Annotated in this window: 13 protein-coding genes; all 13 read left to right on the plus strand. The window is 40.0% G+C overall.

All coding sequences use genetic code 11. The annotated features are described in order from the left end of the window. Nucleotides 1–3 precede the first annotated feature (3 nt). The 13 genes from FJQ58_RS15040 to FJQ58_RS15100 all read left to right on the plus strand — a co-directional run bounded on the left by FJQ58_RS15040 (nt 4) and on the right by FJQ58_RS15100 (nt 14,066). A complete protein-coding gene (locus tag FJQ58_RS15040; protein WP_139994795.1) occupies nt 4–321 on the plus strand; it encodes a cytochrome C oxidase subunit IV family protein in 318 nt (105 codons plus the stop codon). A 93-nt stretch (nt 322–414) separates the two neighbouring features. Further along, nucleotides 415–1,317, plus strand: a complete 903-nt coding sequence (ctaG, locus tag FJQ58_RS15045) for a cytochrome c oxidase assembly factor CtaG (RefSeq protein ID WP_139994797.1) — start codon at nt 415–417, stop codon at nt 1,315–1,317. Between the two features lie 15 nt (nt 1,318–1,332). Beyond that, the gene (locus FJQ58_RS15050) at nt 1,333–1,818 is read left to right on the plus strand and encodes a DUF420 domain-containing protein (RefSeq protein WP_420799841.1); all 486 of its coding nucleotides are present in this window, start codon (nt 1,333–1,335) and stop codon (nt 1,816–1,818) included. Between the two features lie 162 nt (nt 1,819–1,980). Continuing rightward, nucleotides 1,981–2,706, plus strand: a complete 726-nt coding sequence (locus FJQ58_RS15055) for a hypothetical protein (RefSeq protein WP_139994801.1) — start codon at nt 1,981–1,983, stop codon at nt 2,704–2,706. Nucleotides 2,707–2,735: 29 nt separating this feature from the next. Beyond that, the gene (locus tag FJQ58_RS15060) at nt 2,736–3,122 is read left to right on the plus strand and encodes a GntR family transcriptional regulator (protein WP_139994803.1); all 387 of its coding nucleotides are present in this window, start codon (nt 2,736–2,738) and stop codon (nt 3,120–3,122) included. A gap of 15 nt (nt 3,123–3,137) precedes the next feature. Then, entirely contained in the window at nt 3,138–4,049 is a 912-nt protein-coding gene (locus tag FJQ58_RS15065) for an ABC transporter ATP-binding protein (protein ID WP_139994805.1), read from the plus strand. 17 nt (nt 4,050–4,066) lie between these two features. Continuing rightward, entirely contained in the window at nt 4,067–4,972 is a 906-nt protein-coding gene (locus FJQ58_RS15070) for an ABC transporter ATP-binding protein (RefSeq protein WP_139994807.1), read from the plus strand. Continuing rightward, a complete protein-coding gene (locus FJQ58_RS15075; RefSeq protein ID WP_139994809.1) occupies nt 4,965–6,272 on the plus strand; it encodes an ABC transporter permease in 1,308 nt (435 codons plus the stop codon). The genes FJQ58_RS15070 and FJQ58_RS15075 overlap by 8 nt, the downstream gene beginning before the upstream one ends. A 251-nt stretch (nt 6,273–6,523) precedes the next feature. Beyond that, nucleotides 6,524–7,279: a TnsA endonuclease N-terminal domain-containing protein gene (locus tag FJQ58_RS15080; RefSeq protein ID WP_139994811.1), complete on the plus strand. Its 756-nt coding sequence runs from the start codon at nt 6,524–6,526 to the stop codon at nt 7,277–7,279. Next, complete coding sequence (locus FJQ58_RS15085; RefSeq protein ID WP_139994813.1) at nt 7,260–9,350, plus strand: Mu transposase C-terminal domain-containing protein; 2,091 nt, start codon at nt 7,260–7,262, stop codon at nt 9,348–9,350. Before FJQ58_RS15080 ends, FJQ58_RS15085 begins: the two co-directional genes overlap by 20 nt. After that, nucleotides 9,347–10,234, plus strand: a complete 888-nt coding sequence (locus FJQ58_RS15090; RefSeq protein WP_139994815.1) for a TniB family NTP-binding protein — start codon at nt 9,347–9,349, stop codon at nt 10,232–10,234. The genes FJQ58_RS15085 and FJQ58_RS15090 overlap by 4 nt, the downstream gene beginning before the upstream one ends. A gap of 32 nt (nt 10,235–10,266) precedes the next feature. Next, nucleotides 10,267–12,222 carry a TniQ family protein gene (locus tag FJQ58_RS15095; protein ID WP_162341505.1) on the plus strand — a complete coding sequence of 652 codons (1,956 nt, stop codon included), beginning with the start codon at nt 10,267–10,269 and terminating at the stop codon, nt 12,220–12,222. A gap of 74 nt (nt 12,223–12,296) precedes the next feature. Further along, nucleotides 12,297–14,066, plus strand: coding sequence for a TniQ family protein (locus tag FJQ58_RS15100; protein ID WP_139994819.1), 1,770 nt, complete (start codon nt 12,297–12,299; stop codon nt 14,064–14,066). The last annotated feature ends 51 nt before the right edge of the window (nt 14,067–14,117 follow it).

The following is a 14,117-nucleotide window of genomic DNA, read 5'->3' on the forward strand; positions in this document are numbered from 1 at the left end:
TCCATGGCAAGCAATCATACAGCCACAGAGGAAAGCCCCAAGCGTCATAAGGTCGAAGGACCGAAGAAGCATATTATCGCATTTATTTTCTCGGTTTTGCTTACCTTCATCGCATTTGCGACTGTAATCAGCGGAGAGATTAACAAAGACTTTATTTACATCATTTTGATTGGCCTTGCAGTATTGCAAGTGTTCGTTCAAATGGCATTTTGGATGCATATGAAAGATCGTGGTCATACATTCGCGATTATCGGAATCTTGACTGGCGTATTTATCGTATTCACCTGTGTTATTATGGCCGAGTACTGGGCTTGGTGGTAATTCACCATTTTGTTGGAGGAGAGGAGGGTCCCAAGGGTTGGGTCCCTCCTCTTTTGTAGAAAAAGGCTAGTGTTATTGAAAGGAGCTTCCACGATGCTTGGCTTACAATATTTTCGCTTCGAGGAATTGTGGACCCCGATGTTTCTGTTCGGAATGGCGGCTATAGTCATTCTATATTTCTACCTCATTGGTCCATGGCGAGAAAAGCATGATCCGCAGGCGCCGCCTGCGACAAGGCTGCAGAAAACGATGTTTGTTTCAGCTGCTGTTATGTTGTATTTGGTACACGGTGGTCCGTTTAATCTATTAGGCCATCTCATGTTTACGTTTCATATGATCAATATGTCTGTTTCCTATTTAGTTGTTCCTCCGCTTGTTTTACTAGGCATTCCAAGCTTTCTATGGATCAAAATGTTTTCCGCTCCATTCTGGAGAAGGTTTAGTTTTATGATGCACCCTATTATGTGTCTTGTGTTATTCAATGTATTGTTCTCTGTTTATCATGTCCCTATTGTCCATGACTATGTGATGACGCACTTTGCGGTGCATCGTCTTTATTATTTGATTCTCCTCATTACTTCCTTTATGATGTGGTGGCAGATTACCGTTCCGGTTCCGGAGTGGGCTAGACTGACGGATTTGAAGCGGATGGCCTATGTTTTTGCAAATGGTATGCTGCTTACGCCGGCATGCGCGCTCATTATTTTTGCCAAATCATCCATGTACGCGATCTATAGCGATCCGAACGTTTGGGTAACCGCGATGGGCTATTGCGTGTCAGGTGATCCGGCAAGATTGCTGGAAAGCTTCAGCGGACCGCAGTTTTTTAACTTGATGGATGTCGTAGAAGACCAACAGCTTGGCGGGATTGTGATGAAGTTCGTGCAAGAAATTATGTACGGCATCATCCTGATCTATATTTTCAAGCAGTGGTTCAAACGCGAGCACACGGAAGACGAATTGCCAAATTCAAATCCGAATACCGGTACGGCTTAGCACGTACTTATTATTATGTTAACAATAGGTGGGGTAACATTGAACAGTTATAATATTATGCCAACAATCAGCACCTTTTTTATCGTGCTAAGCGCAGTACTGGTAGCCGTAGGCTGGAGGCTGGCGATCAAACGCAGACTGGAAGAGCATCAGAAGGTTATGTTCTATGCTGCGGTAGCCGCAACGATTTTCTTTATCGTGTACGTTTCACGGACGATATTCGTTGGCAATACGTCATGGGGCGGACCAGATGAATTAAAACCTTTTTATCTTGTTTTCTTATTGTTTCATATCGTGCTTGCCACAGTTGCTGCTGTGTTTGGTATTACAACCTTGACGCTAGGCTACAAGAAGAAGTTCGCCAAGCACCGCAAGTGGGGGAAAGTAACATCCATGATTTGGTTTGTTACAGCAATCACAGGTACGATGGTTTATGTGCTGTTATATCTCATGTATCCAGGCGGACATACGAAGCCGGTTATTGATGCCATTTTCGGTTAACATAGAGACGCCATTATAAGAAGCTATGCTAGTGAAAGAGAACACTCTTTCAGAGCATAGCTTTTTTTGTTGGAAAGGGTTGACAACATTATACACAGTGAATATACTGTGTATAATGATATACACAGTATAATGACCAAAGCTTGGAGAGGAGTTACTATCGTGGGCGAATGGAAAGGTGCCTGGTTTTTAGCAAAGCACGAGCTGGCTAAAGATCGTTGGAATAGTCTTTTTACCTTATTGATGATTGGTTATGTCTTGCTTTTTACGCTCCCATTATTCCGAGATGTCATTAATGGAGAAAGCGAGGGATTGTCCAGCTTCGCTACAGATTTTATCTATTTGACGATACTGCCTGTGTTCGGATTCGTTATGAATCAAACGATGATGCGATACTGGAAAGACAACTCCTACACGAAGAAGATGGCACATTGGCGTACATTGCCCATTTCTTCCAGACAGATCGCATTAGGGCGGATCATTCAGCTGGCGATCGTATTATTTGCTGCTCAGCTTGTCTTTTTCCTACTACAATATATAATGGCTCGGAATTTAGGCTCGGAAATCTCGGCTGGAAGCTTTGCACTCTACGCCTTAACCTGGTTCGGTTACTCCTTGACCATGGCCATTGGCTACGTCTACTGGGAGGTTGGCCACTCTGGCAGAACTTATTTCTTCTTTAATCTCATCTATCTTTGCGTTATGCTGCTGATCGCACTTGGAATTTCCCTAATGAAGATGGACAACATTGTGATGAACTCGCTGCAAGCGATTGAAGGCGGAAGCTGGTGGCTTCCACTCCTCACGCTTTCAATAAGCGCTGCAGCGTTCTGGATAGGGGTTAATCGAATGGAGAACCGATTAGAGAATCGAACATATAGAGCTTAGTCAATAGGGAACGGAAGAAGGTGTGGCCCATGCGGCTGCCGATACAAATTAACGAGCAAAGCGCTGAGCCGCTCTATCATCAAATCGAGGTTCAGCTTCGTGCCTTAATTGTTAGCGGCCAACTTACAGAGGGAACGCTCCTTCCCTCGATCCGCGAGCTGGCGCAAACTGTCAAATGCAGCGTGATTACGGTAAAGCGGGTATATAACGATTTAGAAGCGGAGGGGCTCTTGCGAACGCGCCAAGGAACCGGTACCTATGTTGCTGAGGTTTGCGAAAAGGAGCGAGACAAGCATAGGCTCGGAGCGGTGATGGATGCGTTGGAGCAGGCAGTAATTGCAGCGAAACGCGTACAATGCACGGAGGAAGAGCTGCAGAGTATGCTCAAGGAAGCGATAAAGAGACATTTTGACTAAAGGATGGGAAGCAAGATGAATGAATCTGCGATTCAACTGAATGGAATTGTACAGAACCGTTCTAATTTCAAGCTGGGGCCGCTTCATCTGGACATTCCTCGTGGCTATATTACAGCGATCGTTGGTCCAAACGGCTGTGGCAAGAGCTCGACCTTTCGGATGATGCTGGGGCTCGATAAACAGGATGAAGGTTCGATTCAGCTGCTTGGACAGCAGGTTGAGCAGGGGCTGGACACGGAGCTTAAGAAACGAATTGGTTATTTGCATGATCAGTCTTCCTCGCATGAGGAGCGCATGAAAGGAACGGAGAAGGCCGCATTCCACAGGTTCTGGTACGACCGCTGGGATGTGAATAGATACCGTGAGCTGCTGCATATTCTTGAGGTAGACGATAATCAGGTGCTTGGCAAAATGTCAAAAGGCATGCGCCGCAAATTCGAATTCGCGTTGTCTCTAGCTCATAACCCAGAGCTGCTGCTGTTAGACGAGCCGTCCTCCGGACTTGATCCGCTCGCGTGGAAGCTGATGATCGAAATCCTGCATCGGTATATGGACCCGGGGGACCGGACCATATTGATGACCTCCCATATTATTGAAGAGGTGAAGCGGCTGGCCGATTATATTATCTTTATGGCTCAAGGAAGAGTGCTTGGCGTATACGAGAAAGATGAACTGTTCAGCAGCTGGTTCACCATATTCGTAAGCGGGGCGGGGCTGAATCCGAAGATAGCGGCTGCGATGCCGGGACAATGCGGAATTGAGCATGCGGGTGGTACCACTTACCGAATTACGACAAATAAGACCGGCGAATCTGAAGAATGGTGCACAGCACAAGGGTATCAGATTGTGAGCAGGCAAGCGCTTGAGCTGGATGAGATTATGAGCGCATTACTTATGCAAGACCGATTAAGTACAAGAGCGAACTAACTGAGGGGAGCATGAACATGAATCCATTAAAAGTAGAAAATGTAGTTAAACAGTATGGGGAAAAAACAGCCGTTAACGGAATCAGCTTTGAGGTAAGCGAGGGAGAAATTTACGGCTTGCTCGGCGCCAATGGGGCCGGGAAAACGACAACGATGCGGATGGTGCTTGGCCTGATCTACCCGGACGAAGGCAAGATTTTGTACAACGGGAAAGGCTATAGCAATGATCAGCTCAGCAATCTTGGGTATTTGCCGGAAGAAAGAGGCTTGTATCCAAAGGTGCGCATCAGCGATCAGTTGGTCTATCTCGGTCAGCTGCGCGGCATGTCGAAGAGGGATGCGGAGCAAAGCTTGAAGAAATGGCTGGACCGTTTTGAAGTGCCGGAGTATTACAATAAGAAGATTGAAGAGCTCTCTAAAGGAAATCAGCAGAAGATTGGATTTATCGCGAGCGTCATCCATTCACCGAAAATCGTTATTTTGGATGAAGCATTTAGCGGTCTTGATCCGGTCAACGTAGAGCTGCTGAAATCAACGGTTAAGGAGCTGCGTGACGCAGGAAGCAGCATTTTGTTCTCCACTCACCGGATGGAGCATGTCGAGGAGCTGTGTCGGAACATTACCATTTTGCATCGCTCGAATGTGGTTCTGAAAGGCAACCTGAAGGACATCAAAAAACAATTTCCGAAAGAGCGTGTGCTTCTTAATACGCCTAAGGAAGTAACGGGGCTAGAACGAATAAACGGCGTTACAAACGTGATTCGCCATGAGTATGGCTATGAGATCGGCATTGCCAATGAAGCTGCAGGCGCGGACATTTTGCGTCATGCGTTAACACAGACCGATATCACAAGATTTGAGATCAAGGAACCGACCTTAAACGAAATTTTCATTAAAACAGTAGGTGGTGATAGCCATGAATAAATTTTGGACGGTTGTTGGTTTTACGTTAAAAAACAAATTCAGAGGCAAAGCATTTTTGGTTACAACGCTCATTATCGCATTGATTATGACGATCGGCATTAATCTTCCTTATATTTTCTCTCAATTCAATAGTGGCGACAAGGTAACAAGCATCGGTTATATTCAATCCGCGCAATCGGAAGGCTCAGCGACGGGAGACCAGCTTAAAGCTTATTTCGAAGCGCAAGAGAAGCCGGGCGTAAAGCTGGTTCCCTATGAAGACAAGGGCTCTGAGGCTGAGAATGAAAAGCAGCTGAAACAAGCGATTACTGATAAAGATATCAAAGGCTATCTGGCTTTCGGAAAAATGACAGACAGCGGTTTCCCGGAAATGACCTATAAATCCGAAAAGCTGCTCGCATTTCAGCTGACTAGCTCTATCCAAAGCGGATTGCAAGTGATTCGCCAGGGAACCGTCTTAAAAGACGCAGGATTAACCTCCGAGCAGCTAGCCTTGCTAAACGCGCCGATTGAAATACAATCCGTACAGATTTCGGCAACGGAAGGCGCAGGCAGTATCGGCGAAGGGAAAACACCGGAAGAGCAAGCGGTAAACATGGGCCTTGTGTACTTCATCGTCATTCTGTTGTTCATGGCTATTATGATTACAGGTCAAATGATTGCATCTGAAATAACGGCAGAAAAAAGCTCGCGCGTCATGGAGCTGCTCATTACAAGTGTTTCTCCGCTGAAGCAAATGTTCGGTAAAATCGTAGGAATGTTTTTGGTGGGCCTTATCCAAATCACCATCTATGTCCTGGTTATTATCATTAACGTAAAATTACCGCACAATAGCGAAACGCTTATAAAATTCAACATTGATTTGTCCCAAATTGATCCGATGCTTCTCATTTATTCGGTACTGTTCTACTTGACGGGTTACTTCTTGTTTGCAACCTTATTCGCTGCGGTTGGTTCTATTGTCAGCCGTACGGAGGATCTCGGCCAAGCGGTATTGCCTATTACGATGCTCTCGTTGGCTGGTTTCTACATCTCGATCTTCAGTATCTCGAGCCCAGACAGCATGCTGGTGAAGATTTCTTCCTTCATTCCATTCTTCTCGCCATTCGTTATGCTGCTGAGACTCGGACTAACCGATCCGCCAGTATGGGAGATCATTGCATCAATCGGCCTTTTGCTTGTGACGATCTACATTTCGGTATGGATCTCGGCAAAAATCTATCGCACAGGCGTACTTATGTACGGCAAGCGTCCTACCTTTAAAGAGCTTCGCAAAGCGATGAAGGCTTATAAGATTTAAAGTGGAGTAGAAAGAACAAATGTGAGTAACGGTTATAGTTGAGACTGATTACGGTAATAAATGAGATGAACAACGTCATATATTTGAGACAAACATAAAAACCTTGATGACCATATTCTTTGGTTTATCAAGGTTTTTATGCTGTTGTTCAAAATATCTTCATGTTTATTGTACCTAGAATTTGTCTATACATGATAACATGAAAATTGCTGTTTTTTTGGATAATAATTGATACTTATCGGAGGACTTATATGGGTTATGATTGGTCAAACATGGATTGGAAGCTACAGGATCACCTCTACGCTTCTAAGCGGAAGGTAAATAACCGAAATAGTCACCAGCATCCGCATATTATCGGGAGCTTCTATAGTCACAGAATGGAACGAACCGTAGAATATGAATCCTTAGGGGAACGTCTCTTTTATTACTACTTGGAGTTGGATCATTCGGTTGTTAGATATTATGTTCAGCCCGTTGAAATTCTTATACATAAGCAAGGTGAAGAGTCATGGAAGCATACTCCGGATATCTTAGTATTTCGTGAGAATACGATTCCGTTTCTTTACCAAGTAAAGCATGAACCCGACGAAGAGAAAGATGAACGATTGGAACAAGTGAATTATTTCTGCGAGGGATATGCACGAAGCCAAGGTTGGGAATACCTTGTGATCTACCCTAAAATGATGCCTTCTGTTCTCATACGTAATATTCGGTTCCTAAAAGGCTTTCTTAAGGAGAGGTCCTATTATTCGGAATGGATTGATAAGGTTGTTTATCGATTAGTTTGTTTAGAAATGAGCACAGTAGACAATCTAGCTGACTGTTTTAGTGACGAATACCATCCATTACTAATTAAACCGTTAATTTATCATTTGATTGCAAGGGGGCTGATTCATACCGATGTAAACCAAAATATCGGTTCAAATAGTTCCATAACTGTTAACCAACTTACGAACATTATTTCAGATGAAAAGCAGGTATTAATAGATGTCCATCAATCAACTTAAACTGTATTCGGAGTTTTTCCTATATGGAAAGAAACATAAGATTGTTTCTATTGAGCCACCGTTTGTACGAATTAAACGTCCGGATGGCGAAGATATTCAAATGAAATTCATTGAAATCGTCTCCCATTCAACATTTCAACCTGATACATCGATGAAGGTTACCAAAAAAGAACTTGTGGCATACGATGTCCTCGCGAAGCTCTCTGAACCAAAAAGAGAAGAAGTGAGCGAACGGTTTGAAGTTATACGCCCTCTGATATTACTGGAGGAAAGTAAAAACAATAACTTGAGATCTATTCAAAAGTTCATGGATCAATATCAATATCTGTTAAAAGAAAGAGAAGAACTTGCAACTATTCATCAAGAGACACTCATTAATCGCATTAATGAAATGCGCATTGTTCAGAAAAAGAAAAGAGTATCTAGATCAACTATTATGCGCTATATAAAAGCATATCGCGAATATGAAAATCAACAAAACAGTCGCGGGATAGAGGGTCTAGTTTCTAGAAAAGGGCGAGGATATACTGGACGAAAAGATACTAAAATACTTGAAATCTGTCATCCTCAAAAGCCTGAGATCGTATTGGATGTTCTTCAAGTTCGTTTGAGCAAAGAACTGATACCCATAGTGAAATCAATTATAGAAAATGAATATTTAACAAAATACAAAATATCAAAAGCTACTGTATGGAGAGCTATTAAACGTGAATGTGTATACAAACAGCTCAAAGAGGTCAGCTACAGCACGATTTCAGATATCATTGATAGAATTGATAAGAAAGCAAGAGAACGGTTTCGTAATTTGAAGCAAGCACAAGCAGTATATGATGATGTTGCTCGAGGATATGCGGATCGAGATGCCCTACACCCGCTTGACATTATTCAGATCGACCATACTCGATTAGACATGCAGGTTATCGATGACCAAACAGGCCTGACCGTCGATCGACCTTGGATTACCGTGGGAATCGACGTGTATAGCCGTATGCCATGGTGCTTATATGTCTCGTTTGAAGCCCCTAGTGCAAATGTGGTTCGAAAAGCGATACAACACGGAGTCTTCTTTAAGAATACCAAGAAACATTATGGTACCGAATCAGAATGGGAAGCTTTTGGTATTCCAAATGTTATCTACGTGGATAACGGAATGGATTTTAAGAGTTCGGATATCAAACGTCTTGTGAATGAAAGTTTAATGTCCGAAATCATGCATCGTCCTGTTAGAATTCCGAAATATGGTGCAATAATCGAAAGACTATTCCGAACGATAAATGACGAATTAATTCATAATATTTTGGGTACGACGAAGAGTAAGTTCGCCGATTTGGGTGAGATAAAGCCTGAACAAGAAGCTTGTCTTACATTAAATCAAATTAGAAAAATTATTACAATATATATGACGGATATGTATCCTATTCGTGATCATAGGGGCTTGCCTGTCTATAGTAAAACTCCCTTGAATCGTTATCATGAGGGCTGTAACGAGGCTGGATTTCCTGAGTGGATTGAGAAATCAGAAGAAGAGCGCTATAAAATAGAATTTATGCTGACCCTTATGAAACCTTATACGAGAGACGGAGTTCGTTTTGGAAACCGTATTTATAAGTCTGAAGAATGCAACGATATTATTGGTAAAAAGGAAACGAAGTACGTTGTTAAATATGATCCTGATGATATTTCGCGTATCTTTCTGAAACATCCCAAAAAAGAACGATTTATTGAACTGCTGGCTGTTTCGCCATCTTATGAACAACTGGCTGGAGTCAATGCATATACGTACTCAAGAGTCTTAAAGATATGGACTGAGGAGGGGGAACGTAAAAAGAAAAATATTCCCGGAAATGAGCAGTATGCTCGGGCTTCGAAGAAGATTCAAGATGAGATCAATAAGGGATATTTACAAAAGAAGAGTACACGAAAGACAGTTGCACGAATGACGAATGAAGGGCAAAGTGTGACTGTTACTTTCCAAGGTCAGCAGCCAAAACATATTGTGAATAGATCTAGGGAAGAAGAACTATTTCTGGCAGCTAAATTAGCTGAAGAGAAAAGGAATGAGAAACTATGAGTAGGGTAGAGGCGAAGCAATTTGCAAATCGGATAGCAGATTTGTTTATCCACCATGAAGAAGTGAAACGAATTTGGGATCGTTTTGATTCTCTTCGCGTTCATTTGAAGGCAGGAAACCAGGAACATGATCCTAATCATTTAATGCTAACTGGTATTTCAGGTGTCGGAAAGACACAACTGGCAACTCATTATAAAAGGCGAAATCCTGTTTATACATATGTTGATAGGGACGAAACGAAAATTGATATTGCTCCAGTATTATATATAAAGCTACCGTATCCTTTTACCGCTTTGGATTTTTATAAAAAAATATTATCAGGATTAGGAACTAAAATTCTTCGCTCTGATATGCGAGTTGGATATGCTAAAGACCAGGCTTTATATTTGCTTAGAAAACAAAAAACAGAATTAATCATCTTCGATGAATTGAATTTTCTGACCCGCACTAAAAGATTTGACGATCAAGATGGAATGGAGATGTTCAAAGATTTATCCAATGAAGGAGTTTCTCTGGTGTGCATGGGAACCCCAAAGGTTGAATACCTTTTGGATATGGAAGATGAGTACTTCCGTCGCTTTAAACTTGAACGAATTAAGCCATTCGAAGAATGTGATGATCGTTTCTGCAAATTACTGAAAGATATCGAAACTGCAATTCAACCTCCTAGATCATTACAACTTGGAGAATTAGAATCAGGATTACCTCAATTGTTACATGATTATTGTCAAGGAAGAATTGGTTATTTACACGCTATATTAATAGAAGCATATAGGTTACTAGGAGTCTTTAAAGATGATTTCCGAGATATTCACCATGCTCATTTGACAGTTACCAAACTTAGAGAAGCTAAAGAAAGCTTTTTTGGACAAACATTAAGATAATATAGACTTTGATGACAGCAGGGAAGTGCAGAGTGGTTAACCATCAATTGACGGTAAGACCTACTCCTAAATCTGGAGAGAGTCTTACCTCTTTTTTATTTCGGGCAGGAAATTTAAATGGTTGTGATGAGATGGATATTTGGAGAGACATTCATGCTGGGTCTGATCACATGATAAGATCAAATCTATTTTGTCGGCTAGATTATGATTTTTGCTTAATTAATCCTAGAAGATTGACTAGGCTCTTAGATATCAGCTTAGATGACATTGCTCAGCTTACCTATTTTACAGTATGTTCTAAGTTTTTTGATAATCCATATCATGACTATGATCGTGCTATGGTTATGATTCAAATGGCTCTTGATAAGAAATCTAAAAGATTTTGTCCATCCTGTACTAAACAGGAGAATGTGTATATGCTTATTTGGCAGTTGAAAGATATAGATAAATGCTACATTCATAATATTAAGCTAGATTCAAATGTGAAGTTGGTTGATATTCCAGAGGTCGAAGCTGATATTAAAGACTTTAATCAACAAGTAGAACTTTATCGGCGTTGGCAATTTCTATTGACACCAGGACAAATGCTCACAAAGAAATATGGGAACTTGAACATGGAGAGGTCATTGGCATTAAAAACTTTATTCGTTGCTCAAAATCAAGCAACAGTTTATATTCGGAAAGACATAGTTGGGTTTTCTAAAAATCTGGTGAAAAGTCTTGTTGCATTTGTCAGGGGTACCTCGGTGATTAAAAAAGTAACTCAATCGATATTGTTTGAAGTGTTGGATTATGCCAACATGACTATAGAGGATTTTGTCAAGCTTGACGTTCCAAAGTTATATTTGAATAGCCTATTAACAGTGAAGAAAAAAAAGACAGCAGGTATTTGTGAAACACCTTGGTGTTGCCATCGTGAACGCAAAAAAATGATTTATATAAATGAAAGAGTTGAACCTAGGAAAAAGGGGATTCGGTATCCCTATTATTTTGTTTGCGAAGGATGCTTTATGAGATATGCATATCAACCTGAATCTAATCAGTGGCAGGAAATTAACGGGAAAATAGAATTAGTATCCTTGATAAAAAATCTAGCTGAAGTTGGAATGACAAGAGCAGAAGTTTCTCGTAAACTGAAAATCAATCTCTTTCGAATAAGTGAAATATTTGGGTATCTTGCTTATCATCGTTTGTTACCTGACTCCATAAGCTCTTTATATGCTTATTCAATTGTACCGGAGAACCTTGTTACTTTATTTAATGGTATTCCATATAATTGGAATACCTATCCAGAGTCCAAATATAAGAAAATGAGAGAACGATATGGCTGGAACTTGAAAATGTTCAGCTATTATTACGCTCATTCTGAAGTGCAGCTTTATTTTATTCATAAGTCGTCAGACTTGAAAAAACCACTAAAGAAATATCTTGATCTCTCTATTAGAGCTGAACAGACTATCAATGATTTAATTTTTTCTGAAACTCGATTATCATTTTCTCAAGTGGCAGTTGCTCTCGAATGCTCCGAGAGAACCATACATTCGCATAGCATCACAACCACTATTCAAAAGGCTAAGGAAAAACAATTATCTATAAGGCAACATAGCGAAGAAAAAGAACTTCGAAGAATATTTGATAATTTAGTTACCGATTATGATGATAAAGAGTTATTGTTAATGCGGACGATTTATGAAAGACTGGGAAGAAATAGAGATTATATAATACTAAAATACCCCGGATTCATCAGTTACATGAATGCTTCAATTAAAGAAGTCAATAAAAAGGTTAAAGACTATCAATTAAAATTACTTGTGAATCAAATAAGGGAGGCTATACTGCAGCATACTAAATCACAGATGAATCTATCTGTTGCAAGTGTGGCAAGGCAATTAGGAATAAAGTATATCCATGTGAAGGGTTATAAGTCAGTAAAAGATATTATTAAACAAGAGATTGAACGTTATTCATTTGGTCATTTAAATAGTTAATCTATTGTGAGCCTGTATGCTTTTTTTTCTAGGGGGCAATAATACTAATAGTCCCTAGAAGAGGAGTGAAAAGCATGTTTTCAGTTCGTATAAAACCGATGGATGATGAATCCCTTATTAGCTTTTTTACTAGATTTGCAACTGAAAATGGGACTAAGATGCTTTCTATCTGGCACGATAGCAGTAAAAATAAGAAGATAAATCCTCAGAAGGCCGATGCACATTTGCTTGAACTCACACCTGAGGTATTTATAAATCTAGAAGATTTGGCGGAGTCAACTGAAGTATCGAAGGATAAGTTAATAGCTATGACATATTACAACGTCCTAGTGAAGTTCTGTCACCCTAGTGAGATTTCGTTTTCTCGTATCCTAAAAGGTATGATTCGTGATGAGCTACATTTCTGTCCTCTTTGTATTCAAGAGAAGGCGTATATCAGACTTAAATGGAAAATAGATGGGGTCACATGTTGTGTTAAACATCAAATATATTTATCCAAAAGTTGCAGTCATTGTTGTAACTCTATTAAATTAATTGATGTTGAGCACAATGAGATTTGCCCTTATTGCTACTTTGAATTAAAAGACACTCCATCAACTATTGAAAAACTAAATGTGGCTGAGTTAGAAAAAGAAAAATGCGTTGAATGCATATGGGGCAAATTATTATCTTATAGTGGGAAATATAGAAGTCCATCAGAGGTTGCTGTAATTCTATTGTATTTATTAAATAAGGAGAATCCTTATTTCAATAGAGACGTCGTGCAATTTAATGCTGTTGTCCTCAAAATTCATCTTCCGTATTTACTACAGATTGCAAGAAATACATTTTCTAAGAAGAGAACAATACACATTAAAACTCTTTTAAATGTAATGGCATCCTTCAACATTGATTATGAATACTTTGAAAAATTAGAAATACCAAAGAGCTTTCAAACTTCAATAACTACTTCATTAAAAAATAGTCTATTCGAAACCATGAGATGCACGGCTCCATGGTGTATATACTTTCAAAAGCCCGGTTCTCTGGTGAAAACCGGAACTACAACAAAACGCCATTCAAATGGTTCGTTGTTTCGTAATTATGTTGCATGTACAGCTTGTGGCTGCAGGTTTGCTTCTATTGTTGATGGTAGTATGGTTGAAAAAGATGGATTCATAAAAGGGTATCACCATTTAAAAGTTATGATGGAAGAAAATGATTTTGTAACAATAGAAGAATGTCCAAGGCCAATTAACTATAACAAGGATTGGAGAGGAATTATTGCGTATTTTAGTACAAGGTTTGTTTTTGGAAAAGTTGAAAAACTTGATGATAGTCTAATTTTAGCATTTGTTCAAGCGGTCCAAAAAAACGCAAACATGAATAACATTCACAAATGGAAGTGGTGGGGCTCCTATCGTAACTATCTGCTTTATAGATACCACATCGATGTAATGAATGCCCAGGTTTATTCGCGACGAAAAGTTCCAATGAGACATAATATCGAATCATATCAAGAACAGATGATTGACTTATGTCGGGAAATGATAAAGAACGATGAAGACATTTCTATGGAGCGAATATCTTTATTTCTTAAAGTATCAGCAAATACAATTAGGACTTGGGGATTTCAACATTACATAAAAGACATGAAGAAAGAACAAAGGAAGAAACGCTTAGATGAAAGGAAGAATCTGTTGGTAAATAGAGTGGATCAATTTTTTGAGCAGACGAAGAATCGACGCATTTTATCGAAGGATATCTACAAATTTATCGGAGTAAGTCAATCGCATCTAAATTCAATAGCACCGGATCTAAACGAATATATACGAGAGCAAAGGTATCAAAATCTTGAAAAATAACTTTTTGTTTATTTTTCTTGTAAAGTTTTCTTTTTCTTGAAGAATCAGCGC

The organism is Paenibacillus paridis (assembly GCF_006345825.1).
Taxonomy (GTDB): Bacteria; Bacillota; Bacilli; order Paenibacillales; family Paenibacillaceae; genus Pristimantibacillus; species Pristimantibacillus paridis.